General features: G+C 70.3%; 27 protein-coding genes, 28 tRNA genes, 1 other RNA gene and 2 pseudogenes. 9 read left to right on the top strand and 49 right to left on the bottom strand.

Annotated elements, in window-relative coordinates; genetic code table 11:
* Positions 1 to 92 precede the first annotated feature (92 nt).
* Complete coding sequence (locus OOJ91_RS12975) at positions 93 to 539, top strand: SRPBCC family protein (protein ID WP_266244833.1); 447 nt, start codon at positions 93 to 95, stop codon at positions 537 to 539.
* 189 nt (positions 540 to 728) lie between these two features.
* Here the strand turns inward: OOJ91_RS12975 and aceE are convergent, their stop codons facing one another.
* Positions 729 to 3,467, bottom strand: coding sequence for a pyruvate dehydrogenase (acetyl-transferring), homodimeric type (aceE, locus tag OOJ91_RS12970; protein ID WP_323178459.1), 2,739 nt, complete (start codon positions 3,465 to 3,467; stop codon positions 729 to 731).
* Between the two features lie 185 nt (positions 3,468 to 3,652).
* Between aceE and OOJ91_RS12965 the strand changes: the two genes are divergently transcribed.
* The 8 genes and pseudogenes from OOJ91_RS12965 (at position 3,653) to OOJ91_RS12935 (ending at position 9,506) form a co-directional block, all read left to right on the top strand.
* Positions 3,653 to 4,057 carry a YjbQ family protein gene (locus tag OOJ91_RS12965; RefSeq protein WP_007463493.1) on the top strand — a complete coding sequence of 135 codons (405 nt, stop codon included), beginning with the start codon at positions 3,653 to 3,655 and terminating at the stop codon, positions 4,055 to 4,057.
* A 131-nt stretch (positions 4,058 to 4,188) separates the two neighbouring features.
* Entirely contained in the window at positions 4,189 to 4,593 is a 405-nt protein-coding gene (locus OOJ91_RS12960; protein WP_266245386.1) for a MarR family winged helix-turn-helix transcriptional regulator, read from the top strand.
* 51 nt (positions 4,594 to 4,644) lie between these two features.
* A pseudogene (locus OOJ91_RS34580) lies at positions 4,645 to 4,992 on the top strand (transketolase); the annotation flags it as partial.
* Positions 4,993 to 5,076: 84 nt separating this feature from the next.
* Positions 5,077 to 7,050: pseudogene (locus OOJ91_RS12955) on the top strand (thiamine pyrophosphate-dependent enzyme); the annotation flags it as partial.
* A 112-nt stretch (positions 7,051 to 7,162) separates the two neighbouring features.
* The gene (locus OOJ91_RS12950) at positions 7,163 to 7,600 is read left to right on the top strand and encodes a DUF3052 domain-containing protein (RefSeq protein ID WP_007463483.1); all 438 of its coding nucleotides are present in this window, start codon (positions 7,163 to 7,165) and stop codon (positions 7,598 to 7,600) included.
* A gap of 89 nt (positions 7,601 to 7,689) precedes the next feature.
* A complete protein-coding gene (locus tag OOJ91_RS12945) occupies positions 7,690 to 8,154 on the top strand; it encodes a peroxiredoxin (protein WP_266244831.1) in 465 nt (154 codons plus the stop codon).
* Between the two features lie 77 nt (positions 8,155 to 8,231).
* A tRNA-Val gene (locus OOJ91_RS12940) sits at positions 8,232 to 8,303 on the top strand.
* 261 nt (positions 8,304 to 8,564) lie between these two features.
* Complete coding sequence (locus OOJ91_RS12935; protein WP_266244830.1) at positions 8,565 to 9,506, top strand: tyrosine-type recombinase/integrase; 942 nt, start codon at positions 8,565 to 8,567, stop codon at positions 9,504 to 9,506.
* Here the strand turns inward: OOJ91_RS12935 and OOJ91_RS12930 are convergent.
* The 48 genes from OOJ91_RS12930 to OOJ91_RS12700 all read right to left on the bottom strand — a co-directional run bounded on the left by OOJ91_RS12930 (position 9,503) and on the right by OOJ91_RS12700 (position 23,361).
* A complete protein-coding gene (locus OOJ91_RS12930) occupies positions 9,503 to 10,066 on the bottom strand; it encodes a hypothetical protein (RefSeq protein WP_266244829.1) in 564 nt (187 codons plus the stop codon). The genes OOJ91_RS12935 and OOJ91_RS12930 overlap by 4 nt on opposite strands.
* A gap of 501 nt (positions 10,067 to 10,567) precedes the next feature.
* Positions 10,568 to 10,936, bottom strand: a complete 369-nt coding sequence (locus tag OOJ91_RS12925; protein ID WP_266244828.1) for a hypothetical protein — start codon at positions 10,934 to 10,936, stop codon at positions 10,568 to 10,570.
* A complete protein-coding gene (locus OOJ91_RS12920; RefSeq protein ID WP_266244827.1) occupies positions 10,933 to 11,178 on the bottom strand; it encodes a hypothetical protein in 246 nt (81 codons plus the stop codon). Before OOJ91_RS12920 ends, OOJ91_RS12925 begins: the two co-directional genes overlap by 4 nt.
* Positions 11,175 to 11,699 (bottom strand): hypothetical protein, encoded by a 525-nt coding sequence (locus OOJ91_RS12915; protein ID WP_266244826.1) that lies wholly within the window; start codon positions 11,697 to 11,699, stop codon positions 11,175 to 11,177. The genes OOJ91_RS12920 and OOJ91_RS12915 overlap by 4 nt, the downstream gene beginning before the upstream one ends.
* Positions 11,696 to 11,932, bottom strand: coding sequence for a WhiB family transcriptional regulator (locus OOJ91_RS34465; protein ID WP_353962108.1), 237 nt, complete (start codon positions 11,930 to 11,932; stop codon positions 11,696 to 11,698). The genes OOJ91_RS12915 and OOJ91_RS34465 overlap by 4 nt, the downstream gene beginning before the upstream one ends.
* A gap of 80 nt (positions 11,933 to 12,012) precedes the next feature.
* On the bottom strand, positions 12,013 to 12,336 hold the full coding sequence (locus tag OOJ91_RS12910) for a hypothetical protein (protein WP_266244825.1): 324 nt from the start codon (positions 12,334 to 12,336) through the stop codon (positions 12,013 to 12,015).
* Positions 12,333 to 12,722 (bottom strand): hypothetical protein, encoded by a 390-nt coding sequence (locus tag OOJ91_RS12905; RefSeq protein ID WP_266244824.1) that lies wholly within the window; start codon positions 12,720 to 12,722, stop codon positions 12,333 to 12,335. The genes OOJ91_RS12910 and OOJ91_RS12905 overlap by 4 nt, the downstream gene beginning before the upstream one ends.
* Entirely contained in the window at positions 12,715 to 13,158 is a 444-nt protein-coding gene (locus tag OOJ91_RS12900; protein ID WP_266244823.1) for a hypothetical protein, read from the bottom strand. Before OOJ91_RS12900 ends, OOJ91_RS12905 begins: the two co-directional genes overlap by 8 nt.
* The gene (locus OOJ91_RS12895; protein ID WP_266244822.1) at positions 13,151 to 13,936 is read right to left on the bottom strand and encodes a hypothetical protein; all 786 of its coding nucleotides are present in this window, start codon (positions 13,934 to 13,936) and stop codon (positions 13,151 to 13,153) included. Before OOJ91_RS12895 ends, OOJ91_RS12900 begins: the two co-directional genes overlap by 8 nt.
* On the bottom strand, positions 13,933 to 14,202 hold the full coding sequence (locus OOJ91_RS12890) for a hypothetical protein (protein ID WP_266244821.1): 270 nt from the start codon (positions 14,200 to 14,202) through the stop codon (positions 13,933 to 13,935). Before OOJ91_RS12890 ends, OOJ91_RS12895 begins: the two co-directional genes overlap by 4 nt.
* 12 nt (positions 14,203 to 14,214) lie before the next feature.
* Entirely contained in the window at positions 14,215 to 14,436 is a 222-nt protein-coding gene (locus tag OOJ91_RS12885; RefSeq protein ID WP_266244820.1) for a hypothetical protein, read from the bottom strand.
* Positions 14,437 to 14,507: 71 nt separating this feature from the next.
* Entirely contained in the window at positions 14,508 to 14,990 is a 483-nt protein-coding gene (locus tag OOJ91_RS12880) for an AAA family ATPase (RefSeq protein ID WP_266244819.1), read from the bottom strand.
* Positions 14,987 to 15,484, bottom strand: a complete 498-nt coding sequence (locus OOJ91_RS12875) for a hypothetical protein (RefSeq protein ID WP_266244818.1) — start codon at positions 15,482 to 15,484, stop codon at positions 14,987 to 14,989. The genes OOJ91_RS12880 and OOJ91_RS12875 overlap by 4 nt, the downstream gene beginning before the upstream one ends.
* Positions 15,481 to 15,867, bottom strand: coding sequence for a hypothetical protein (locus OOJ91_RS12870; protein ID WP_266244817.1), 387 nt, complete (start codon positions 15,865 to 15,867; stop codon positions 15,481 to 15,483). Before OOJ91_RS12870 ends, OOJ91_RS12875 begins: the two co-directional genes overlap by 4 nt.
* The gene (locus OOJ91_RS12865) at positions 15,867 to 16,262 is read right to left on the bottom strand and encodes a DUF6205 family protein (RefSeq protein ID WP_266244816.1); all 396 of its coding nucleotides are present in this window, start codon (positions 16,260 to 16,262) and stop codon (positions 15,867 to 15,869) included. The genes OOJ91_RS12870 and OOJ91_RS12865 overlap by 1 nt, the downstream gene beginning before the upstream one ends.
* Before the next feature lie 27 nt (positions 16,263 to 16,289).
* Positions 16,290 to 16,787 carry a hypothetical protein gene (locus tag OOJ91_RS12860; protein ID WP_266244815.1) on the bottom strand — a complete coding sequence of 166 codons (498 nt, stop codon included), beginning with the start codon at positions 16,785 to 16,787 and terminating at the stop codon, positions 16,290 to 16,292.
* An 88-nt stretch (positions 16,788 to 16,875) separates the two neighbouring features.
* On the bottom strand, positions 16,876 to 18,183 hold the full coding sequence (locus OOJ91_RS12855) for a DUF7221 family queuine tRNA-ribosyltransferase-like protein (protein WP_266244814.1): 1,308 nt from the start codon (positions 18,181 to 18,183) through the stop codon (positions 16,876 to 16,878).
* On the bottom strand, positions 18,180 to 18,773 hold the full coding sequence (locus OOJ91_RS12850) for a hypothetical protein (RefSeq protein WP_266244813.1): 594 nt from the start codon (positions 18,771 to 18,773) through the stop codon (positions 18,180 to 18,182). Before OOJ91_RS12850 ends, OOJ91_RS12855 begins: the two co-directional genes overlap by 4 nt.
* Before the next feature lie 5 nt (positions 18,774 to 18,778).
* Positions 18,779 to 19,456: a hypothetical protein gene (locus OOJ91_RS12845; RefSeq protein ID WP_266244812.1), complete on the bottom strand. Its 678-nt coding sequence runs from the start codon at positions 19,454 to 19,456 to the stop codon at positions 18,779 to 18,781.
* Between the two features lie 158 nt (positions 19,457 to 19,614).
* A tRNA-Cys gene (locus tag OOJ91_RS12840) sits at positions 19,615 to 19,688 on the bottom strand.
* A 5-nt stretch (positions 19,689 to 19,693) separates the two neighbouring features.
* Positions 19,694 to 19,766, bottom strand: a tRNA-Arg gene (locus OOJ91_RS12835).
* 287 nt (positions 19,767 to 20,053) lie between these two features.
* Positions 20,054 to 20,127 (bottom strand) — tRNA-His (locus tag OOJ91_RS12830).
* 20 nt (positions 20,128 to 20,147) lie between these two features.
* Positions 20,148 to 20,219, bottom strand: a tRNA-Val gene (locus OOJ91_RS12825).
* 1 nt (position 20,220) lies between these two features.
* Positions 20,221 to 20,297, bottom strand: a tRNA-Asn gene (locus OOJ91_RS12820).
* 1 nt (position 20,298) lies between these two features.
* Positions 20,299 to 20,372, bottom strand: a tRNA-Glu gene (locus OOJ91_RS12815).
* Positions 20,373 to 20,377: 5 nt separating this feature from the next.
* Positions 20,378 to 20,449 (bottom strand) — tRNA-Val (locus OOJ91_RS12810).
* A gap of 86 nt (positions 20,450 to 20,535) precedes the next feature.
* Positions 20,536 to 20,614, bottom strand: a tRNA-Met gene (locus OOJ91_RS12805).
* Between the two features lies 1 nt (position 20,615).
* Positions 20,616 to 20,689, bottom strand: a tRNA-Lys gene (locus OOJ91_RS12800).
* A gap of 10 nt (positions 20,690 to 20,699) precedes the next feature.
* A tRNA-Arg gene (locus tag OOJ91_RS12795) sits at positions 20,700 to 20,773 on the bottom strand.
* Positions 20,774 to 20,776: 3 nt separating this feature from the next.
* A tRNA-Lys gene (locus OOJ91_RS12790) sits at positions 20,777 to 20,852 on the bottom strand.
* A 1-nt stretch (position 20,853) separates the two neighbouring features.
* Positions 20,854 to 20,941, bottom strand: a tRNA-OTHER gene (locus tag OOJ91_RS12785).
* Between the two features lie 5 nt (positions 20,942 to 20,946).
* Positions 20,947 to 21,020 (bottom strand) — tRNA-Pro (locus tag OOJ91_RS12780).
* A 5-nt stretch (positions 21,021 to 21,025) separates the two neighbouring features.
* Positions 21,026 to 21,099 (bottom strand) — tRNA-Pro (locus OOJ91_RS12775).
* 4 nt (positions 21,100 to 21,103) lie between these two features.
* Positions 21,104 to 21,176 (bottom strand) — tRNA-Arg (locus OOJ91_RS12770).
* 11 nt (positions 21,177 to 21,187) lie between these two features.
* Positions 21,188 to 21,547, bottom strand: an RNA gene (gene rnpB, locus OOJ91_RS12765) — RNase P RNA component class A.
* Positions 21,548 to 21,556: 9 nt separating this feature from the next.
* A tRNA-Ile gene (locus OOJ91_RS12760) sits at positions 21,557 to 21,631 on the bottom strand.
* 1 nt (position 21,632) lies between these two features.
* Positions 21,633 to 21,721, bottom strand: a tRNA-Ser gene (locus tag OOJ91_RS12755).
* Positions 21,722 to 21,726: 5 nt separating this feature from the next.
* Positions 21,727 to 21,801: transfer RNA gene (locus OOJ91_RS12750), tRNA-Asp, on the bottom strand.
* Position 21,802: 1 nt separating this feature from the next.
* Positions 21,803 to 21,878, bottom strand: a tRNA-Ala gene (locus OOJ91_RS12745).
* A gap of 175 nt (positions 21,879 to 22,053) precedes the next feature.
* Positions 22,054 to 22,136, bottom strand: a tRNA-Leu gene (locus OOJ91_RS12740).
* Between the two features lie 12 nt (positions 22,137 to 22,148).
* Positions 22,149 to 22,222: transfer RNA gene (locus OOJ91_RS12735), tRNA-Met, on the bottom strand.
* Between the two features lie 5 nt (positions 22,223 to 22,227).
* Positions 22,228 to 22,300: transfer RNA gene (locus OOJ91_RS12730), tRNA-Thr, on the bottom strand.
* 6 nt (positions 22,301 to 22,306) lie between these two features.
* A tRNA-Thr gene (locus OOJ91_RS12725) sits at positions 22,307 to 22,383 on the bottom strand.
* 1 nt (position 22,384) lies between these two features.
* A tRNA-Leu gene (locus tag OOJ91_RS12720) sits at positions 22,385 to 22,461 on the bottom strand.
* A 127-nt stretch (positions 22,462 to 22,588) separates the two neighbouring features.
* Positions 22,589 to 22,662 (bottom strand) — tRNA-Gln (locus OOJ91_RS12715).
* 34 nt (positions 22,663 to 22,696) lie between these two features.
* A complete protein-coding gene (locus OOJ91_RS12710; RefSeq protein WP_266244811.1) occupies positions 22,697 to 23,140 on the bottom strand; it encodes an HNH endonuclease in 444 nt (147 codons plus the stop codon).
* A gap of 71 nt (positions 23,141 to 23,211) precedes the next feature.
* Positions 23,212 to 23,284 (bottom strand) — tRNA-Gly (locus OOJ91_RS12705).
* A 1-nt stretch (position 23,285) separates the two neighbouring features.
* Positions 23,286 to 23,361 (bottom strand) — tRNA-Thr (locus OOJ91_RS12700).
* Positions 23,362 to 23,605 lie beyond the last annotated feature (244 nt).

Here is a 23,605-nt window from a genome sequence, read left to right as displayed (position 1 = left end):
GGCGTGTCTTTTTCCCAACCCGTCCGTGTAAGTCCGATTTAGCGCATAGAGTGCCGATATCGTGGGATGTCCTCACTGGAGGAAAGACGGAAATGATCCTCGTGGAACGCAGTGCGCACGTGGCGGCGCCGGTGGAAGTGGTCTGGGACGTCGTACAGCGGGCCGAGCAGTTACCGGCCTGGCTGGCGGGGGTCCGCGCGGCCGAAGTGCTCTCCGGAGAGGGCTTCGGGCGGCGGCAACTGGTCCAGGCGGGGCGCGGTTCGGCGCATGAGGCCGAGGTGATCGCCTATCAGGAGCCGACACTCATCGGCTGGCGGGAACGGGCCAAGGGCGCCGGTGCCCGTGCGGAGGCGCGCACCGAGATCTACGTCCAGCTCACCGAGGACGACGACGAGGGTGGGACGGTCGTGCGGCTCATCGTGGTCCGCTGGCCGGCCGGCCCGGTCAAGGCGGCCCTGCTGCGCCTGGGCCTGCGCCGGGTCGGCGCCGACCTGGAGGACTCGCTCGCCCGGCTCACCGACCTGGCCGCCGTCGGCTGACGAGCGCGTCCGCTCCCGGCGTCACCCGCCCCCGGCGGTGGTCCCGGGCCTCCGCCAGGGGCCCCGGAGCGCCGCCGCTCCCTTCTCACCCGCCGTCCGCCCGGTCGGTCGGGGCCGGGAGCGAGGGTGCGGGTGCACCAAGAAGGGCCCGGCGCGGGGTGCGCCGGGCCCTTTCTCGATCGTGCTGGATCAGCTGTCGCCGCCGGTCTCGCCGACCGGGGCGGCGTTGACGTCGTCGATCGCGTACTTCTTGGCGGCCTCGGCCGGCACGGTGGCCGGCAGCGCGCCGCTGCGGGCGAGCTGCCGCAGCGTGGCCACCACGATCGACTCGGCGTCGACGTGGAAGTGCCGGCGCAGGGCGTGCCGGGTGTCCGACATCCCGAAGCCGTCGGTGCCCAGCGACGTGTAGTCGCCTGGTACCCAGCGGGCGATCAGGTCCGGTACGGCGCGCATCCAGTCGCTGACCGCGACCTTGGGCCCGTCCGCGTCGGCAAGCTTCTGCGCGATGTACGGCACCTTGGCCTCGGCGCCCGGGTTGAGCAGGTTGTACTCCTCGGTCTCCACCGCGTCGCGACGCAGCTCGGTCCAGGAGGTCACCGACCAGACGTCGGCGGCCACCCCCCAGTCCTGGGCGAGCAGCTGCTGGGCCTTGAGCGCCCACTGCATGCCCGTGCCGGAGGCGAGGACGTTGGCCTTCGGGCCGTCGACCTGCGGCGCCGGGGAGTAGCGGTAGATGCCCTTGAGCAGGCCCTCCACGTCAACCCCGGCCGGCTCGGCCGGCTGGAGGATCGGCTCGTTGTAGACCGTCAGGTAGTAGAAGACGTTCTCCTGCGCGTCCCCGTACATCCGGTGCAGGCCGGCTTCCATGATGTGCGCGATCTCGAAGGAGAACGCCGGGTCGTACGCGACCACCGCCGGGTTGGTGGCGGCGATCAGCAGCGAGTGGCCGTCCTCGTGCTGGAGGCCCTCACCGTTGAGCGTCGTCCGCCCCGCGGTCGCGCCGAGCAGGAAGCCCCGCGCCATCTGGTCGGCCGCCGCCCACAGCCCGTCGGCGGTCCGCTGGAACCCGAACATCGAGTAGAAGATGTACATCGGGATCATCGGCTCGTCGTGGGTGGCGTACGCCGAGCCCGCGGCGGTGAACGAGGCGACCGAACCGGCCTCGTTGATGCCCTCGTGCAGGATCTGCCCGGTCGTCGACTCCTTGTACGACAGGAACAGCTCCCGGTCGACAGAGGTGTAGCGCTGCCCGTGCGGGGAGTAGATCTTCGCGGTCGGGAAGATCGAGTCGAGGCCGAAGGTGCGGGCCTCGTCCGGGATGATCGGCACCCAGCGCTTGCCGAACTCCTTGTCCTTCATGATGTCCTTGAGCAGGCGGACGAAGGCCATCGTGGTGGCCACCTTCTGCTTGCCCGAGCCGCGCTTGACGTCGGCGAACCGCTCCGGACCGGGGATGGTCAGCCGCTTGGTGCTGGTCCGCCGCGACGGCAGGTAGCCGCCGAGCTGCTCGCGGCGCTCCTTCAGGTACGCCAGCTCCTCGGACTTCTCGCCCGGGTGGTAGTACGGCGGCAGGTAGGGGTTGTCCTCCAGCGCCTTGTCCGGGATGTCCAGGTAGAGCCGGTCGCGGAAGGTCTTCAAGTCCTCAAGCGTCAGCTTCTTCATCTGGTGGGTCGCGTTGCGGCCCTCGAAGTGCGAGCCGAGCGTCCAGCCCTTGATCGTCTTCGCCAGGATGACAGTCGGCTGACCGGTGTGCTCGGTGGCCGCCTTGTAGGCCGCGTAGAGCTTGCGGTAGTCGTGCCCACCCCGCTTGAGGTTCCAGATCTCGTCGTCGCTCAGCGGCTCGACCATCTTGCGGGTCCGGGCGTCCCGACCGAAGAAGTGCTCCCGCACGTACGCGCCGGACTCCGCCTTGTAGGTCTGGTAGTCACCGTCGGTCGTGGTGTTCATGAGGTTGACAAGCGCGCCGTCGGTGTCCGCGGCGAGCAGCGGGTCCCACTCACGGCCCCAGACCACCTTGATCACGTTCCAGCCGGCGCCCCGGAAGAACGACTCCAGCTCCTGCATGACCTTGCCGTTGCCCCGGACCGGGCCGTCCAGCCGCTGCAGGTTGCAGTTGATCACGAAGGTGAGGTTGTCCAGCTCCTCGCGGGCGGCCACACCGATCGCGCCAAGCGTCTCCGGCTCGTCCATCTCGCCGTCGCCGAGGAATGCCCACACGTGCTGCTGCGAGGTGTCCTTGATGCCGCGGTGCTGGAGGTACCTGTTGAACCGGGCCTGGTAGATCGCGTTCAGCCCGCCGAGGCCCATCGAGACGGTGGGGAACTCCCAGAAGTCCGACATCAGCCGCGGGTGCGGGTACGACGGCAGCCCGCCGCCCGGGTGCGACAGCTCCTGACGGAACCCGTCGAGCTGGTGCTCGCTGAGCCGCCCCTCCAGGAACGCCCGCGCGTACATGCCGGGGGAGGCGTGACCCTGGTAGTAGATCTGGTCGCCGCCGCCCGGGTGGTTCTTGCCCCGGAAGAAGTGGTTGAAGCCCACCTCGTAGAGCGACGCCGAGCTGGCGAAGGTGGAGATGTGCCCGCCGACGCCGATCTCCGGGCGCTGCGCCCGGTGCACGAGCATCGCGGCGTTCCACCTGACGTACGCCCGGATGCGCCGCTCGACGTGCTCGTCACCCGGGAACCAGGGTTCCTGCTCCGGCGGGATGGTGTTGATGTAGTCGGTGGTGGTCAGGGGCGGAACCCCGACCTGGCGCTCGCGGGCCCGCTCCAGCAGGCGCAGCATGACGTAGCGGGCGCGTTTGGCACCGCGATCGTCGATGACACCGTCAAGCGACTCGACCCATTCGCTTGTCTCTTCAGGGTCGATGTCCGGAAGCTGGCTCGGTAGGCCGTCGCTGATCACCGGGCGCTTGCGTTCCGTAGCCACAGGCGTTCCCTCGGTTGTGTGTGGGATAGGTCTCTAGCGCCATCCTGCCCCCTGGTGGCACCCGTCGTCACGTCTAGGTCCCCCGGACGCGATGCTGAACACAGGTACCCTTCGGTAACTTAGCGCTACGGCGCTTCTTTCCCCAGGCGCCGAGGCTCCCGGGCCGCTGCGGCAGAATGCGACGTATGCGCAGTGACGTGATAACCGTCCAGACCGGGTCCCGGCCGGCCGTCCGGGACATCACCGCCGAGGCCCAGAGCTTCGTCTCCGGCGAGGGAGACGGCCTGCTGCACGTCTTCGTGCCGCACGCCACCGCCGGGCTGGCGATCATCGAGACCGGCTCGGGCTCCGACGACGACCTGCTCACCGCCATCGACGCGCTGCTGCCCACCGACAGCCGCTGGCGGCACCGGCACGGCTCACCCGGCCACGGCCGCGACCACGTGCTGCCGGCCTTCGTCCCGCCGTACGCGACGCTGCCGGTGCTCGACGGACGGCTGGCCCTGGGCACCTGGCAGTCCATCTGCCTGGTCGACACCAACGGCGACAACCCCACCCGTCAGGTCCGCTTCTCCTTCCTCCCCGCCTGACCGGCCCGCGCGGATCTTCCGGGTGGTGCGGCTTGAGCTGGACGAACAGCGCGCTGCGTAGGATGTGAGCCGTGACGCGAGCGGGTGGGCCGGAGGATCGCGCAGCCCTGGCGGCCGACGTGGTGCGGCGGATGGCCCACGTCTCCGCCGCGCTGCGGCACCGGCAGGATTCCGCGTTCGCCGCGCTGGGGCTCACGCCGGCGGCCGCCCGGGCGCTGCACGAGCTGGACCCGGACCGCCCGTCGCCGGCCCGGGACCTGGCCGAACGGTTGGGCTGCGACCGCTCGAACGTGACGGCGCTCGTCGACAAGCTGGAGCAGGCCGGGCTGGTCGAGCGCCGCACCGACCCGGCCGACCGCCGGCAGAAGACGTTGGTCGTGACCGGTCCGGGCCGGGGCGTACGCGCCGGGGTGATCGAGGTGATGTCCGACTCCCGACTCCTGGCCGCGCTCAGCGACGAGGAGCTGGGCACCCTTCGTGACCTGGTGTGGAAGGTGTCCGACGACGGCTGCCCGGAGCAGTGCGACAGGCGGTGAGTCGGCGCGGCGCGGCCGTGTCCCACTGGGCGACCAGGGCCTGCGTCGGTAATGCTGTGCGACGTGACCACCCCGCAAGATCTCGACGACCGCTTCCGGGAGACGCTGGCGGCACTCCCCGCCGCGCAGCGGCGGCGCGACCCCGCCGACCCGGTCACTGACGACGCTCCGCTGACCGGCGCCCAGCTGCTGGACCTGTTCGACGCCCAGGTGACGAGCCGGCAGCTCGACCTGGCCGGCCGCTGGCTGCGTAGCTTCGGCGAGGGCTTCTACACGATCGGCTCGGCCGGACACGAGGGCAACGCGGTGGTCGCCGCCGCGCTGCGCCCCACCGACCCGGCGTTGCTGCACTACCGCTCCGGGGCCTTCTACTGCGTCCGCGCCGCCCAGGTGGCCGACGCCGCCGACGCTTCCGCGTCCGAGCCGGAGTCGGCCGCCGAACCCGAGCCGGCCGGGTCCGCGCCACCCGTCGGGGGATTCGCGGCGTACGCGCAGGCGGCCCGGGACGTGCTGCGCGGAATGGTCGCCTCCAGCGAGGAGCCGATCGCCGGTGGCCGGCACAAGGTGTTCGGCCGCGCCGACCTGGCGATCGTGCCGACCACCTCCACCATCGCCTCGCACCTGCCCCGCGCGGTCGGGATGGGGCTGGCGGTGGAGCGGCTGCGCCGGCTGGACACCGCCGGACGGCGTGCCGGGGCCGGGGTGCGGGTCGGCAGCGGGGCCGGCGCGGCACACGCCCCCTGGCCACCGGACGCCATAGTGGTCTGCTCGTTCGGCGACGCGTCGGTCAACCACGCCAGCGCCACCGCCGCCTTTAACACCGCCGGCTGGTACGACCACGCCGGGCTGCGCATCCCCGTGCTCTTCGTCTGCGAGGACAACGGGCTGGGCATCAGCGTCCGCTCGCCGGAGGGCTGGGTCGAGGCGACCCTGCGCGCCAAGCCGGGCATCCACTACCTCAGCGCCGACGGGGCCGACCCGGTGCGGGCGTACGAGGTGGCGCGGGAGGCCGCCGCCTGGGTGCGCCGGCACCGGCGGCCCGCCGTGCTGCACCTGCGCACGGTCCGGCTGATGGGCCACGCCGGCGCGGACGCGGAATCGGCGTACCGCAGCTCCGCCGAGCTGGCCGAGGACCTCCAGGCCGATCCGGTGGCCGCCACGGCCCGGCAGCTCGTGGACGCCGGCGTGGCGACCGCCGACGAGCTGCTGGCCCGGTACGACGAGACCGGCTGGCAGGTCCGCCGGCTGGCCGAGGAGGTGCTGAGCGAGCCGAAGCTGGCCTCCGCCGCCGACGTGGTGTCGGCGCTGGCGCCCCGCCGTCCGGTGCGGGTGGCCCGGGCGGTTGCCGACTCGGCGGCACGGGCCAGCGGGCCGGGCTCGGCGGTGCGGGAGGAGGCGTTCGGGGGCAAACCGCCGGAGCTGGCCGGCCCGCTCACCCTGGCGCAGAGCATCAACGCGGCGCTCGCCGACGGGCTGCTCGACCACCCTCGAATGGCAGTCTTCGGCGAGGACGTGGCCGCCAAGGGCGGCGTGTACGGCGTGACGAAGGGCCTGCGGGACCGGTTCGGGGCGGCTCGGGTCTTCGACACCCTGCTCGACGAGACGTCGGTGCTGGGGCTGGGCCTCGGCGCCGGGCTGGCCGGGATGCTGCCGGTGCCGGAGATCCAGTACCTGGCGTACCTGCACAACGCCGAGGACCAACTGCGCGGCGAGGCCGCCACCATGCAGTTCTTCTCGCGGGGCGCCTTCCGCAACCCGATGGTCGTGCGGGTGGCCGGGCTGGCGTACCAGGAGGGCTTCGGGGGGCACTTCCACAACGACAACTCGGTGGCCGTACTCCGGGATGTGCCGGGTCTGGTGGTCGCGGTGCCGGCGCGGCCGGACGACGCCGCGCCCATGCTGCGGACCTGTCTGGCGAGTGCCGCGGTGGACGGCAGTGTCTGCGTGTTCCTGGAGCCGATCGCGCTCTACCACACCCGCGACCTGTACACCGAGGGTGACGGGGAGTGGCTGGCCGGCTATCCGGAGCCCGGCTCGTGGGTGGCCGGGCACGTGCCGATCGGCCGAGCGCGCGTCTACCGGGTCGGCTCGGCCGACGACCTGACCATCATCACGTTCGGTAACGGGGTGCGGATGTCGCTGCGGGCCGCCGCCGTCCTCGCCGAGGAGGGGGTGGGCACCCGCGTGGTGGACCTGCGCTGGCTGGCGCCCCTGCCGGTGGCCGACATCATCCGGGAGTCCTCGGCCACCGGCCGGGTGCTGGTGGTGGACGAGACACGCCGGTCGGGCGGGGTCGGCGAGGGAGTGATCGCCGCGCTTGTCGACGCCGGATATGTCGGTGCCGCGCGACGGGTGGCCGGAGTTGACTCGTTTGTACCATTAGGTCCGGCAGCACGTCACGTTCTGGTCTCCCCGGAAGCCATTACCGACGGTGCCCGTACGCTGCTGGCACGGTAAATTCCGTTGCACCCGGTGCGCCACTTGCGCGCAGAGGAACAACTGTGTGGACTTTGCCTGACGGCGTCGGTCCGACGCCGCGAGCAGGGACGAGATGAGGAGGCACGCGACAGTGAGCGCGACCGCTGGTCAGGCCGCCGACGGGGTACGCAGCCTGGCGGACCGGTTCGGCATCGAACCGGGGATGGTCGTCATGGAGATGGGGTACGACGACGACGTCGACCAGGATCTCCGCGACGCCCTGACCGACCGCTGTGGAGATCTGGTCGACGAGGACACCGACGAGGTGGTCGACGCCGTGCTGGTGTGGTACCGCGACGGCGACGGTGACCTCTTCGAGCTTCTCGTCGACGCCCTCGGCCCGCTGGCCGACAACGGGGTCGTGTGGCTGCTCACCCCGAAGGCGGGGCGTGACGGGCACGTCGAGCCGAGCGAGGTCGCGGAGTCCGCGCCCACCGCCGGCCTCCAGCAGACCTCGACCGTCAACGCCGGCCGGGACTGGAGCGGCGCCCGCCTGGTGCTGCGCCGTGGAGCCAAGGCCAAGAAGTAGCCCGATCCGCTCCCCTCGCGCCCGGCGGCCCGCGCCGCCGGGTGTGGCAGGCTGGCGTCGTCCCCGACTCGACCCCCCCAGGAGTTCGCATGCCCATCGCGGTTGGCGCCGAGGCGCCGGACTTCGTGCTGAAGGACCAGAACAACCAGGAGGTCCGGTTGTCGGACTTCCGTGGCCGGCGCAGCGTGCTGCTGGTCTTCTACCCCCTCGCCTTCACCGGCACCTGCCAGGGTGAGCTGAGCGAGGTGCGGGACAACCTCGACGAGTACGTGAACGACGACGTCCAGGTGCTGACCGTCAGCGTCGACTCGGCCTACAGCCACAAGATCTGGGCCGAGCGCGAGGGCTACCAGTTCCCGATGCTTGCCGACTTCTGGCCGCACGGCGCCGTCGCCCAGGCGTACGGGGTCTTCAACGACGTGGCCGGCTTCGCCAACCGGGGCACCTTCGTCATCGACAAGGCCGGCGTGGTCCGCTTCGCCGAGCTGAACGGCCCCGGCGAGGCCCGCGACCAGCAGGGCTGGCGCAAGGCCATCGCCGACGCGACCGCCTGACAGGGGTACGCGTGCGGCCGGGTCGGCGGCGAACAGGTAGGCTTGCCAGCCACCGGCCCGCCGCACACGGGCGATCCGGGCGCGTAGCTCAGTGGGAGAGCACTCGCCTTACAAGCGGGGGGTCGCAGGTTCGAAACCTGCCGCGCCCACAACCCCCCTCCGACCAGGCAAAACGTCGAGGGCGTGCAGCACTTTCCATACGCTTAATCGTTCAGCGAGCACCCGCTTAGTCGTTGCAGCGGGAACAGCCCTCGCCGATCCGCCGGCCCGCCAGACGGCCGTAGACGGACCAGCGAGGCACGGTTGGAGTCAGGAGCACCCTCAGCGGCGTCATCGCGCCCCAGTAGTGCCCTCCGGCCGTCGTTCCCGACAGCCCTCGAATCACACGCGGGTGCTCGATGGAGGCTGCCATGGCCAGTAGACGCGGTGATCTGCCCACGGACATCGGGGCGTTCGGACCCTGGATCGGCTCGTTTGAGCTGTCACTTCAGATCGCGGAGCGGTCGCCCAAGACGATCGAGATTTACACCGACGCGGCGAGGTGGCTCGCTCAGTGGTTGACCAAGACCACGAAGGTGCGCTCATGGGGCGACGTCAGCCGCGATGAGTTGCGGCTGTTCTTCCTCTACATGCAGGAGATCGAGTACGCCCGCGGCTACCGCAACAACATCGGCCGCGCGCTGCAAGCCTTCTTCAAGTGGTACGCCGCCGAAGAGGAAGTCCCGGACCCGTTCGACAAGTTCAAGGCACCGCCGCCAGAGAAATTAGGGGCCAAGCGCAAACCCATCATCGAGACCGAACAGATGGCCGTGCTAATCAAGGATGCGGAGCGCGGTAAAGGCTTCGAGGACCGCCGCGACGCCGCGTTGTTGAGACTGTTCGCGGCCACCGGCTGCCGGCTCGCCGAGATCACCGGCCTGGAACTCGACGACGTGAACGTGGCCAAGCGGACCGCCCTGGTGACGGGGAAGGGAGGCAAGCAGCGCGTGGTTAAGTTCGACGTCAAAGCCGCGCTCGCGCTCGACCGCTACCTGCGCAAGCGCGCTGAACACAAGGCGTCGAGGTTCACCAACGCCTTGTGGATTGGGGTGCGGCGCAGCGTTCCGATGACGCCGTCGGGGGTGCGCCAGATCGTCCGACGTCGCGGCGCCCGCCTCGGCATGAAGATTCACCCGCACCTGTTCCGGCACACGTTCACCCACAATTGCCTTGACGCTGGGATGGAGGAGGGCGACTTGATGGAACTCAACGGCTGGGAGTCGAGGCAGATGCTTCTGTTGTACGGGTCGGTCGCCAAGGGAGCGCGAGCGCAGCGGGCGTACGACCGCATTGACGTGATGCGCGGCGTCTAACCCTGGTGGGGGAACCGACGCCCCTCGTTGTGCCCGAAGCGCGGACTCGCGGCGCGGCCCTTCGCTGGCGCGGTCCGGATCGGCCGGGGCAGCACCACCGTCGGCTCATCGTTGGGGTTCGAGCTACCGCCGCTCGCCTGCCTGAGGGCCTGCGCGGGTTCGGTCGGGCCGCTACCCGCGATCCGAATCCCATCGGCCCATGCGGCTAGTTCCCGTTCACGCATGGACTCCATGACGTGATCGACCCACGTAGACCACCGCTCCTGCCGGTCCTCTTCGATCTCGTCGCGGTCCTTGTCGCGGTTCGCGCGGTCCTTGAGCAGCGCCCACCCTGCGCCGAGGACAGCAGCACAGCCGGCGAGGGTACCGGCGACGCAGAGGTGGGTGGCGAGGCCAGCGTCGACGGGTTGGTGCCGGTCGATTGCGGCGTGCACGACGACCAGCATCCAGTCAACGAGCGCCGCTGCGGCGACGAGGAGCGTGACCTGGGTGTATCGGCGCGGGGGCTTGGCTTCGCGGCGTCGCGCGAGGATGTGTTCAACGGCTTGCTCGCGGCGCATCTGCGCTCGCTTCGTGATGGCGTCGGCCGGGGTGGTGGCTGCGGGGCGCCGGGGCGGGCCTGTCAACTCTGTACCCCCTGTTCGATCCCGTGAGCGGGACTTCCGGTCCAACGCGCCCGTCCGGAGGTGAACGTTGGGTGGCGGGAGCGTCACATTCATCGTATGTCTCGTGGCGGCGGCGAGGCGGAGTGTCGCGCTTGTCCTGCGACAATCAATCCGGCTGTCGGCTCCTGACCTCCGGTCGGGCACCGATCATGGCCGGCTCGCCCCAGTTCGCCGGGCGAACGGTCCGCTAGTTTCACCGTCGAGTGTTCCCACAGTGGAGTAACTGTCCCAGCACGCTCCGCTGTTAGGAGGGTGCCACGCCGTATCACGCCTGCTACAAACCGAGCGGTAGCTCAGCTTTCACCAGGCGGCATGGCCCTCCTGGCCCGCCGCAGCCCCTCGGCAAGCCCACCACCGCGGCGAACGTGGCGAGCACCCCCATCCAAAAGTCCGACATCACACGTCCTGGTCGGTGTAGTCGATGCCCGGGTCGTGCGGGGTTCGTTCGCCCGGCGCCCGGACTCGCGGTGCTCTCACCGGTGCGATCACCTGCCGGATTACCCGATGCAGCTCCGGCCACTGCGACCGGTCGTGCCCGAGCAGCACGGCGACGGTCACACCGCCGGCCTCGGTCATGTAGACCCGGCGGGAACACGCCGCCGCCGCGCCAAGCCTCGCCCGTTCCCGTCCGTCTTGAGGCTCCACCCGCAGGACCACCGCGTTGACGGCTCGCCGGACCTGCTGGTTGGCGAAGCGGAGCAGCCACCAGCCACCCACCAGGGCGGGGATGGTCGCCAGGCCGAGCAGATAGCCGAGGACGTTCACGCTGCCTCCCGAAGGATCTGGATTTCGTCGATGACGATGAGGAGCCGGGTGGCGTCGGCGATGTCGAGGCAGTGCCGGTCGCCGGTCAGGTGCGCGATCACCTCGGCCAGGGCCGCGTCTGGATCTGCCGGCGGGACCGGAAACGTGTCGGTGCAGCGGTCACGTCGGCGTGCCCGGTCGGGGCAGCGGAGCGCCGTTGTCGGCTCCGGTTTGCCCTGGCCGGCGACATCCTGGACGGTCATCGCCGATGGTGTCCGAGCCGCATGACCATCACGGCGACCTGCGGGTCACGCACCTGGCACACCTCGACGTCGTCGAGCCACACCGTCGACCCCTGCGCCTCCAGCAGGCTCCCATCCCCGACGGCCGCCTCTTGGGTCCGGCCGGTGACGTCGACCGCGAACAAGCTGTATACGGTGTCGGCGCTCTTACTGGCGTAGCTCTCCCCGAGGGGGATGAGGTCGGCGCGGGTGATGGTGTACCCGGACTCCTCCAGCACCTCCCGCACCGCGTCGTCCTCAATGTCGCCGCCCTCGTAGCCGCCGGTGAGGGCCGACAGTTGCGGGTCGAGTGACCAGCAGGGGGTTACCTCGCTCCGGACCAGGTAGTGGCGGCCGGAGCAGGCATCGATAAACGGCAGCACCGCAACGATGCGGCCTTGGCAGCGGTCCTCGTGGGAGAACACGTACCCGTTGATGCCCCGCTCTGGGTCGCGGACGGCCCGCAGGGACAGCCACGGGTTCTCATGCAGGATCTCGATCATCGAATGGTGGTCCTTCCTGGCTGCGCCGCCGCAGCGTTGATGCGTTCTTGCCGGGTCATCCCGCCCCAGATGCCATACAGCTGATACTTCGGCCGCGACAGCGCCCACGCGCGGCAGTCCTCAAGCAGTGGGCACCCCCGGCACGCCGCCTTGGCCCCGTCGGGCCTCTGCCCCGGGCCGGGGAAGAACAGGGCAGGGTCGACGCTGTCGCAGGCGGGGACGATCTCCCGCACGCGGGCGCGGGTCAGGAACTCCGGCCACTGGCCCACGAACTCGTCAACCTCGCCGGCTGCCGGTGGGGCAGCGACAGCAGTCACCCCCGACACAGCGGACCATCCTCGGCCGCGAACATCACGCCCGGCGCCCCACGCTTCTCGTCCCGCACCCAGGCCCGCTCGCCGTACCGGAAGCCGTCGCGGTACCAGCCCGGTTGCGGGTTCACCACCGCCGGCAGGTCGTACCAGTAAGCGCACATCTCCCCAGCGAAGCGCCGGGCTCGATCCGGGTCGAGGGTGCCGAACACCACCACCCCGCAACCGCTGTCGTCCTCCCACGGTCGGGCACGAAGCCCAGCCTTGCGCGGCCGGTACGCCTTGCCGTTCGGCCGCGCGATCACCTCCACGCTGGGCGTCGTCACGTCGTCCCGCCCGTCTCCGGCAGCACCTCGACTGCGTAGACGTGGTACTGGGCCACCTGCGACAACCGTGATCCGAACTGGGCCTTGTCCCACAGGACGATCAACTCAATGTCGGCGGCCCCCCAGCTACGGGACCACCCGGAGTCCGGCTTCTCGGTCAACACCAGAGCCGTCCCGGTGCCGTCCGAGGCCCCCGGCCACTGGTGGCCGCGGTGGTAGACCCGCACCCCGGGGCGGAGGCGGCCGTGCTCGTCGGTGTCGACGTAGCCGCAGCCGTGGAGGTCCGCGCGCATGGTGGCGAGTCGGGCGGCTTCCTCAGGGCTGAGGGAGGCCAGCAGCTCGGCCAGTGGGTCGACGTCGGGGCGCTGCGGGGCGAGGTCACTCACGGGGGGCCTCGGCGCGGCTGTGAGTCGGCGACAGGCACCGGTCAGGCTGGCCGCACTGGCAAACCTCGCCGGGTGCGTGCAGCGGGCACGAAGGGTGGGGGTAAGCGATCTGGTCAGGGCGACCCACGCCGATGTCGGCGGCGGACACGCACAGTCCGTCGCATTCGGGATCGCTCGGCTCCGGTATGGCGGCCGGGGTTCCGGCGATACCCCTGCGGATAGCCTCGGCGCGTCCCTTGTCGGTGATTCGCAGCTCGTACTGTTGGTAGTAGCTGGCACCCACGATTTCGGCGAGCCCTCTCGCGATCAGGGCGCGAGCGGTGCGGTCCCAGACGGACCACCGGGTGATGAACATCTGCGGTTTGGTCGCGATGTCGGTCAGCAGTTCGAGCATCGGCGGCGACAGCCCGATGGCCTTGCGGGTGCCGTCAGCCATGGCGTGCATCCTCGGTCTGCTGGGCGAACGCCTCGATCGCGTCCAGGTGCTCGGGCTGCAACCCAACCCGGTGGTCCGGGCGGATCAGCAGTGCCCGCCCGTCGGCGGTCAGCTCCCCGTGCAGGGGGCCGTCGTTGGGCATCGGCACCACGTCGTCGTCGGTCCAGACCAGCCGGCGGCCCTCAGCGATGACCCGGCGGGCGGCGGCGATCTTCGCCAAGATCGCGGCGTACCCGTTGATGTCCTCGGTGAAGGCCCGGCCCAGTTCGGGCAGCGACCAGAGCCGTTCGAGCTGGTCCACGTACGCACACCAGGTGGAGCACCAACGCACCTCTACCGTGCCAGCCAGGTGCAGGGCCTCGATGCGCTCGATGAGGGCGGGTGCCCACCGGAGGATGTAGTCGACGCCGGAGTAGTACGCCGTCCCCTCGCGTGCCGCGGCGGACCAGCCGGGCTCGCGGGCGTTGACGACGCCGTCGACGTCGAGGAGCCACACCGGCGGCAAGCTGTCGAGGTCCGGGTTGCCGTGGGCGGCGAGGATGCCCCAGCCGGCGCCGGTCGGGTTGTACGGGTACGCGCCGAGGACGTCTTTGCCCTCAGTGATGTCGACGTGGATCCACCCGGCCTGCCGCTGTTCGCTGGCCGCCGCGAGGACGTTCGCCGGGGGAGTGGTGGCTACGTTCGCCACGGCCGGGTGCCCGTGTGGCGAGAACTGCACCAGACCGTCGGCGACGTCCTGGAGCAGCCGCACGCGGGTCTTGGTCGGGTACAGGCTCATCGCCGTGCCCGCAGTCGTTCGGCCATGCGGTCGGCCCGCTCGCGCAGGTGGTCGGCGAGGGCGATGAGGTCGTCGGGGTTCTCGACCTCGATTCCCCCGACGCTGATCGCGCCGCCGAGGTCGAGGACGGTCAGGTTGCGCCGGTTGACGCCGACCAGGAGGGCGTGACCCTTGCTGGGGTAGACGCCCGGACCGAGCCGGGGTTCGTCGTGGGTGTGCGCTTCGTCGGCGAGTTGCAAGGCGGTCAGGTCCGGGCAGGTGGTCATGGTTATGGCTCCTCAGCGTGCGTGCAGGTAGGCGGCGAACTCGTTGCCGTCGTGGGTGCCGCCGACCTCGCGGACGCGGACCGTGGCCGAGTTCCAGCCGGCGGCGATCGGCTCGCCGACGATGTGGAAGGTGTTGCCGTGGGCGGTGAACTGCTGGCCCTGGGCGACGCGAGGGGCGTCGAGGACGTAGGTGCTCGGCGCGGTTTGGGTGGCGGTGACCATGACGTCCCCCATCGAATATCAGTAGTGGTTACATCTATCAAGCTACGGCAAGCGGGCCTGACCTGCCAGGACTTCTGCCAAGTTCACCGGACCGGGAGCAGTGGCGACGGCGGCAACGCCCGGTCCTGCCCACCGCCCTGCAAATACCGCTGGTGCATCGCCAGGATCACGGCCCGGCCCACCCGTGCCGGACCCTCCCGGCGGGCGTCGCGGGCCACGCACGTCTCGAACGGGACCTTCGTGAAGTCGACCACCCGATACCAGGCACCCACCTGCTCCGCGATCTCCGCCAACCGCAGCAGGTGCAGGTCGTCGAGGTTGGTGCTGTCCTCCACCACCGACACCCCGAGGCGCAGCAGGCCCCGGATGCCCTCGTGCGTCACGACGGTCACCTGCCGCTCGTGCTCCTCGGTGCCGATCCACCCGCCGTGCAGCATCTTCCGCGTGTCGTCGCGGCTGATCCGCGCCCGGTTCGACCGGTCCTCGGCGACCCACTGCTCGGCGAACGTGGTCTTGCCGCACCCCGGCAACCCCTTGGTCGCGAGCATTTCTGGCCGGGCGCTCATCGCAGGAACCCGTGCACGGTGTACGACACGACCCGGCCGAACCGCTTCGCTACCAGCGCGGACCCACTGTCCGCGATCGGCCGCTCATTGAGCAGTGCGGCGGCGTGGCCGACCCTCTGCCGCGTAGCCAGGCCGACGTGCGTGAGGGCGTGCAGGGCGTCCACCCGGATCGGCGGCGGCATCTCCGCCGCCACGACCAGGCCGGCGACCGCGCGCACCGCATCGACCATCCGCTGCCGCTGCGGCGCCGGGTCGTCGGACAGCCACGACAGCCGCACCTCCACGTACTCGACGCCCCCGACGCTGCGGCCCGGGTGGGTAAGGAATCGGGGGCGCAACCCCACCTTGCCGGCGACGACCGGATCGGCGGCGACGACCGCAGCCCACCGGGCGTCGGCCTCCCCGAAGCTGATGTGCAGCCCGTGCGGGGCCGGGACCTGGCCGGCGTCGAGCAGGTCAGCGAGCGCGCCCAGCTCGGCCACCACGCCCGTCACGATGTCGCCTCCGGGCCTGTGGCCGGCGGGTCGATGTAGTAGGCCCGCAGCTTGTCCAGCATGGGTGTCACCTCGTCGCCCTGGGGGAAGCCGTGGGCCTCCATCGCCGGCCACAACCTGGCGAGCATCCGGGCGAAAGCCCGGTCCCCGCCCATCCTGAGCAGGTGGAACAGGGCGTCGCGGAACGCTGAGGTGACCCCGCAGCACTGCAACAGGTCGTCCTCGTCGCGCTGGCGGAACTCGCACCACTCCTCGGCCGTCAGCGGCCCGATCAGGTTGGCGGGCTCGTCGTCGGGCTCGGCGTCGTCGGCGTGCGCGTTGTGCTCCTCCCAGTCCATGACCATGTCCTCGGACGGGTGCCCGTACTCGTCGAATCCGGGCATCAGACGCCCTCCGACCCGTCCGGCCACACGATGCGGGGCTCCACCCTCACCGCGCGCCGTCCGTGGATCTCCACCCTCCACAGGTCGCCCGGGCGTTCCCCGGAACAGTCGAGCCGGCCAATGAACTCGTGGCCGGGGTAGGCGTCGATCACCTCCTGCACGTCCTTGACGAGGTGACGGCCCTGCGCCTCATCGCCCCACGTCGACAGCAGCGCGGTCGCCGACCGCATGTTCAGGACACCCTCGTCCGTCTCGACCTCCTGCTCCTCGATACGGAACTTGGCGTCCTTGTGGTGGCGGGCCTTGTCGGGCAGGAAGACGCTGTCCCTGATCTGCCCCCACGGGATCGGCGGGACGATCTCGATCTCACCGGTGATACTCACGAAGTAGCTCATGCTGGTTGCCTCCTCGGCGGGTGGTGGTCAGCGCCGGCCGGTGGCCAGCAGTTGGGTTCGGGGCAAGCTGTCGCGGGGGTCGCCCATGCAGCACAGGCAGCCGTGGTCGCAGCGGGTCCGGCCCGGCGAGCCCGGTCGGCGGACGGTCTGGACTGGCCGCAGGTGCTCCCGGGTCATGCACGTCTGCCATCCGGTGACGGCGCTGTGCAGCCGCCAGCGGGGCTGGCCGTCGACCTGCTCGCAGCCGTCGCCGCACCGGCCGATCACGAACCCCTGCCAGCCGGTCGATGGGCCGGCGCAGATCCGCGCCCCGTCCCCTTGCTGGGGTGTCCACCGGGGGTCGTCGCCGGCCTCGGCGGCGATGCGCCAGGTGGCGGCCCGCCGGACCCGGTCCTGTACGGCGGCGCGGCGGGACTGCTCGGCGGCGACGGTCGCGGCGCTCGCGGCAAGCCAGTCGGCGAGCGCGGTCAGCTCCCGGTCGTTGACGTCGCTCAGGTGCAGGTCGGGGAACGTCGGGAGGGCCATGGGGCCACCGCCTCTCGCGGATCTCACTAGTGGTTACATCTATCAAGCTACGGCATGTCGACCCGGCTTGCCAGGACTTCTACCAAGTTCAGCCGGTCGCGGCGAGCGGCAACATCGGCTGCACCTGCGACCGCGCCGCCCGTCCCCGCTGCGCCGCCCCCCACTCCTGTGCCGCCCGAGGGCAGTTCGTCTCCCACCGCACCAGGCCGTGCGGGCACAACCCGACATGCCTGCGGGCATCACCGGACCAGTCCGCCGAGTCCGTCGACGCGATTAGGCCGCCCACCTGGTCCAGCAGGGGGCCTTTCCCGCCGAGGGTGTGCAGCCGGGTCAGGCCGGCGGCGTGCAGCAGCCGCACGATCGCCGCGGCCTCCCGCACCGGCCGCCGCAGCAGCGCACCGACCGCCACCGCCGGCTCCGCCCGCAGGTCGATGCCGGCCGCCGCGTACATGGCGGCGTGCCGCAGGTACCCGGCCGGTGTAGTCCCGGTCAGCAGGGCGGCGATGTGCACGCCCGTGTCGGCTGCTCGCAGCTCCTGCACCGACGCGAGGGTGCGCCGCTGGTGCTCGACCTCGGTTAGCCCGGTGCGGGCCAACGCCTGCCGGGAGGCGGGCCAGTCCTGCGGCGCCGCCCACCGGAGCCGGCCGATCTCCTGCCCGTATCGGCGGATGTCCGCCGCGTACGCGCCGGCCGGGACCGTCCACCCTGCGTAGCGCATGATCTGGTCGTAGCCGCCCGAGTCCAGCAGCCACTCCTCGACCGCGACCGGCAGGTTCACCACCCCGCGCAGCCGCACGTACGACACGAGGAGCCGCACACCCCACCAGAGGGCGGACACGTCCCCACCGAGCCACACAACCGGCCCGGGGGAGTCGGGCTCGGGCTCGGGGGCGGTCGCCGCGGTTACGTTGGGGCGGCCGATGATTGCGTTGACGTGCCGCTGATCCCCGTTGCCGCCGCACGCCTCGTAGACGTCCTGCACCCACACGTCGAGGGTCCGCAGGGCCTCGTCCAGGCGGGCCAGGTAGGGGCGGGGGAGCAGCGCGTACACATCGCTGCCCCAGTCGATGCCCAACGCCGCCGCCTGGCCGGCGAGCGTGGCCGCGGTGACCGACCCGGGCTCCTCGATTCGCAGGTCGTACGGGTCCAACTCGGTGGCCGGGTCGATCAGGCCGTGCATGGCGGACAGGATCAGCACCCGCGCTGGACGGCCCAGTTCCTCGGTGTCGAGGCGCGCGGATCGCTCGGCGTTCTCGAAGGTGTGCCGGAACAGGCTGCCGACGTACAGGTCCCGGGCCGGTGCCCGCCGGTCGAGCTTCTGCCCGCCGCACGGCACGACGTAGGTGATCCCCGCATACCCTGGCGCCGGCGCAAGGGCCTCGGCGGGCGGTGTCATCCGAGCCCCGCCGGGCGGCCACCGATCACCATGGACCGCTCGATCAGCCGCCGGGCGGTCGCCTCCGGCACGAACCCACCCTCGGGCCGGCACCCGTGCGGGCAGGCCATCTGCTCGACGAGGCCGTAGAGCCGGCAGATGAGCGGCCGAACGTCGCGGACGGAGCAGCGGTTGAGCTGCGTCAACGCCGGGCACGGCATGTCCAGCGGGGTGACCTCGACACCCCGCTCACGGACGCGCTGCTGCTCGACGGGGGTCATGACGATCGCGGTGCACGACTCGTGGCACAGGCCCTTGCAGTCGATTTCGGGCAGCTCGGCGTAGAGCTGGTCCATCTCGGCCACCCGGTCCCGGCCCCGGCGAGCACGCCGCCGACTCACTTGGCGTCCCGTCGGTACTTCGCGGCCCGTCGGTCGAAGGTAGTTGCGGACCTTGATCCACTCGTCAAGGACGTCCTCGACCTGCTCGTCCGTAGCTTCCGTGCCGGTCTTCTCCAGCACGTGCGTCCGGATGGTGTCGTTCTCCAGGCCGTCAAGCATCTCGACGAACAGGTCACATCCGAGCGCCCGGCTCAGTGCCTCGCTGTCCACCCCTGTCACCGCCCGCCCGTCGAGGCGAGGCGCAGCGGTTCGAGGATGTGGGCCAGGCCGACCCGCATCACCTCGTCGGCGTCGACGGCCGACAGGGTCGAGCAGTCGTCGATGAATCGGCCGGGGGTGTCGAGGTCACCCAACTGCACCCGCCACCGGCCGCCCCGCTTCTCGGCCTCGACGTACCGGCGGACGTCGGTGGCGTTGCTGCCGATCCCGATGGACTCCATGCCCGTGTTCGAGTGCTGAACGAAGACGGCGACCCCGTCGATGACCTGGTGGCTTTGGGCGAACACGATCATCTTGTTGAGGTCGATCGCCAGCCCGGCGGCGTCCTGGTGGGCCTGTTGGGCGGCGCGCTGCGCGTCGCTGAGGCTGAGGTAGTAATCACGGCTGGCGTCGAGGACGGCGTCCATGGCCGCGTCCCACTCCGCGCTGTCCGGGTCCACCGCGCCGAGGGCGACCGGGGAGACGAACTCGGGGATGCTCCGGTAGTTCGGGTCTTCCTCGGCGGCGTTGCGCCGGGTGACCGCGTCGAGGTGCGCGGCGCGGATCGCGTCGAGCGCCCCGAGGGTGGCGATCAGGTCCGCGTTCGTAGGGAGCAGGTCGGCCCACTGAGGGAGTCCGGCGATGGCCTGGCGGGGCACCGCGATGGGCTCTCGGGCCTCTTCGTTGCTGGTCATCTGCCCAACCTCCCGGCAATCTTGGTAGCGGTTACATCTATCAAGCTACGGCAAGGCGGGCGGTTAGGCCACGACTTCTACCAAGTTCCCCCACGCGAAAGGCCCCTCCGACCTGGGCAGGTCGGAGGGGCCAGACCCCACGGCGGACGGCATCAGGTTGGAGACCGAGGCCGGATTCGAACCGGCGTGCGCGGTTTTGCAGACCGCTCCCTGACCACTCGGGCACTCGATCCTGCGTACCCCCGACTGGAATCGAACCAGCGACACCCGGCTCCGGAAGCCGGTGCTCTATCCACTGAGCTACGGGGGCATGGTGCGCGTCCCTGGTGCCGACCCAGGTCTGCTCGAAAGCGCCGGATTTACAGTCCGGGGGGCGTGCCGCCGCCCACGACGCGCAAGACAACGAGGAGTCGGCGGGGGAGGGAAAGCCCCGGGCCGAGTCGCCTTGCAGGACGAAACGGTAGCCGGGGCCCCTTGATGTACGCGGCACTGCCGCGTCCACGGTAGCAACATCCCTACTACGAAGATGCAGCCGCTAGCAGCGTACCGACGGCGGTTTGCGACGGCCACCGAGCCGCGCCGGGGTCCTCATGGAGTTGGGGTGACTGGCCGGTACTGACCCGGCATCTGCGGGGCCACAACCCGCCGCTCTGCCATTGAGCTACAGCCACAACTGCGGCCCGAAGGCCAGTACCCGCGGAAGGTGTCGAACCTCCGACCCCCTGGGTGTAAACCAGGCGCTCTCCCGTTGAGCTACGCGGGCTTGGCTCCGGCGGCAGGGCTCGAACCTGCACCTGTACGCATTAACAGTGCGTTGCCCTGCCAATTGGGCGACGCCGGAATGGTCGCGCGTGCGGGACTCGAACCCGCTTCATGGGCTTGAAAGACCCAGGGCCTACCCATAACCGAACGCGCGTTGCGTGCCCCGAGCTGGATTCGAACCAGCGGCCCCCGGTTTGTCGAACCGGTGCTCTCCCACTGAGCTACCAGGGCAAGGAGTAGAGGGCTGGTCGCGGAGTGTGTGCCGCGCTTACGCCCGGCACTCCCTGTGCCAGGGCCGACCCGAACGGATAGGGACGTGGTGGCGGGGGCGGGATTCGAACCCGCGTTCTCCGGCTTATGAGGCCGGCGAGGACAACCGAACTCCTCTACCCCGCAGTGGGCCGCCGGGGACTCGAACCCCGAACCTACTGATTAAAAGTCAGCAGCTCTACGCCATTGAGCTAGCGGCCCGAAATAGACGTCCCCCGGGCAGGACTCGAACCTGCGACGACCCGGTTTAGGAAACCAGCGCTCTATCCGCTGAGCTACCGGGGGATTTGGTACGCCGAGTGGGACTCGAACCCACGACCTACTCATTAAGAGTGAGCAGCTCTGGCCGCTGAGCTACCGGCGCATGGCGGAAGGTAAAGGAGTTGAACCCTCGGGCTTTCACCCGGTGCCGGTTTTCGAGACCGGTTGCGGACCTGTTCCGCACTACCCTCCATGAGTCGGGCTGACAGGATTCGAACCTGCGTCCTCGCGGTCCCGAACCGCGCGCTCCACCAAACTGAGCTACAACCCGTTGAGTCGGGATAGCCGGATTCGAACCGACGACTTCCGGTCCCCCAGACCGGAGCGCTACCTGACTGCGCCATATCCCGAAAGAGCCCCCGACTGGAATCGAACCAGCGACACCGAGATCCGTAATCTCGTGCTCTATCCACTGAGCTACGGGGGCATGTTGCAAGCGAGGGAAGCCGGCCGGTACGCCGGGTTCTGTCCCACCCCGGAAGGTGGGGGCGACCATCCATCTCGGCCTACCGTCGCCGGCAGGCTCTAGCGGCCAACCCGCACGCATCAGGCGGGCAGCCCGCGTGCTGTTCGGCCTTGCTCCGGGTGGGGTTTACCGTGCCGCCACCGTCACCGGCAGCGCGGTGGGCTCTTACCCCACCGTTTCACCCTTACCGGCTGTCGAGCTGCCGGCGGTCTGTTCTCTGTGGCACTGTCCCGCGGCTTTCGCCGGGTTCCCGTTAGGAACCACCCTGCCCTGCGGAGCCCGGACGTTCCTCGGCGAGCTGGTGGGCTCGACGCGGTCGCCTGGCTGGCATTCTCGCTGCGTGCCGACGGCTGGATTCGAACCAGCGGCCCCCGACTTATCAGGTCGGTGCTCTTACCGGGCTGAGCTACGACGGCTTGGCGGAGGGACCGGGATTCGAACCCGGGCCGGGTTTCCCCGGTCTGCCTTAGCAGGGCAGCGCCATAGACCGCTCATGCCACCCCTCCGTGCGCGCCCCGTACCGGACTTGAACCGGCGATCTCCGGATTGACAATCCGGCGTCCACTCCTGGCTGGACCAACAGGGCTTGGTGGAGACGGGCGGAATCGAACCGCCGACCTCTGCATTGCGAAAGCAGCGCTCTACCAACTGAGCTACGACCCCAAGACCCGGGCGGACTCGAACCGCATCTCCCCGTTGTCGCGGGGCGGTGGCGCCCATCCACCTTCCGGGTGTTCCCGGTCACCGCGCCGCGTCAGCGCCGTGTTGCCGGGTTCCGCGTTCGCCCTCGACACCGCCCCGCCGGGCCGTGCTTGGCTGGGCCGCGGCGGGCCTGTCGTGCGCTCGGGGAGAGTCGAACTCCCACGCCTTGCGGCACCGGCTTCTGAGGCCGGCGTGTCTACCAGGTTCCACCACGAGCGCGTGGTTGGTGCGTGCCGACGAGGGGACTCGAACCCCGGACCTCTCCGTTATGAGCGGAGCGCTCTGACCACCTGAGCTACGTCGGCGAGAGAGCCACCGGTCGGACTCGAACCGACTGCCTACGTCTTACGAGGACGTCGCTCTACCAGGTGAGCTACGGCGGCAAGGTGTGGAGCCGGCGACCGGGATCGAACCGGCGCGCGTCGCCTTACAAGGGCGGTGCTCTGGCCATCTGAGCTACGCCGGCTTGGTGCTCTCGGCGCGAGTCGAACGCGCACATGACTGCCATCTCGGGACAGCGCCTCTGCCGTTGGGCTACGAGAGCATCGGTGGTGGGGGCCGGTGTGGCGTTCAGCAGCGCTACCGGCCGCCACATCAACCCCCACCCAGAACCCGGCCCGACTGGTCGATACGGGCCGCACGCAGGTCCGTTAGCGTGGCGGGTTCCTTTGCTGCGGGCGGAGGACTCGAACCTCCAACCTCCCGGGTCAGAACCGGGTGTGCTGCCAGATTGCACCAGCCCGCATCGCGGCCGGCGGGGTGATGGCCCGCCGGCCGGGTCAGCGCTGCGGCAGCGACCCCCACGCGGGCACGAGCGGCTTGATGCGGAGCACCATGCCGGCCTCGGCCGGGGTCCGGTCGCCCTTCGCCTGGTTGCAAGGGGCGCACGCGCTGACGGTGTTCCGCCAGGTGTTCTGCCCACCCCGCGAGCGGGGCAGGATGTGGTCGACCGTCGCGGCCGGACCCGAGCAGTAGCCGCACCGGCGGCCGTCGCGGGCCAGGACACCGCCCTTGGACCAGGCGGGGCCGTGGGTGTACCGCCACCGGGTGACGACGTACCGCACCAGGCGGACGACCTTCGGCATGGGGAACACACCGAGGGTCCGGTCGGGTTCGGCTTCGTGGATCTCGGCGACCCGGCGGCACAGCATCCGGATCGCGTGGGCGACCGTGACCCGGTGGAGGGGTCCAAGGTCGGCGTTGATGACGAGTACGGCGTCCACCAGGTCCCTCCCCTCGGGTGTCGTAGTGGACCGCGACGGGATGTCGCTTTGTCTCTATCTAAGAGACATTGAGCGGCTACCGGGACTCGAACCCGGGACCTCCACCTTGGCAAGGTGGCGCGCTACCAACTGCGCTACAACCGCGTGGAGCCGACGCGGGGATTCGAACCCCGGACCTCACCCGTACCAAGGGTGTGCTCTTCCACCTGAGCTACGACGGCGTGGGTGCCTCTCCCACAATGGGCGGGAACGTACCTGTCGCCCCTGAGGCGATTCGGTCCCGCTGGTGCCGGGTCGGCCGGTCGTACGGTTTTACCGTGGTCACAACGAGGCGTCCGGTGTACGAACCGGGTCAGATCCCGACGAGGTCGCCGTGGGCCTGGGCAACCAGGCACGGCCACGGCCGCCTCGGGCACACCAGGCACATCCACTGCCGACGCACCTCATCCCAGTGAGGCCGGTGGA

Source organism: Micromonospora lupini (assembly GCF_026342015.1).
Classification (GTDB): Bacteria; Actinomycetota; Actinomycetes; order Mycobacteriales; family Micromonosporaceae; genus Micromonospora; species Micromonospora lupini_B.
Note: the sequence above shows the minus strand (reverse complement) of the source record. Positions and strands in the feature narration are given on the sequence as shown.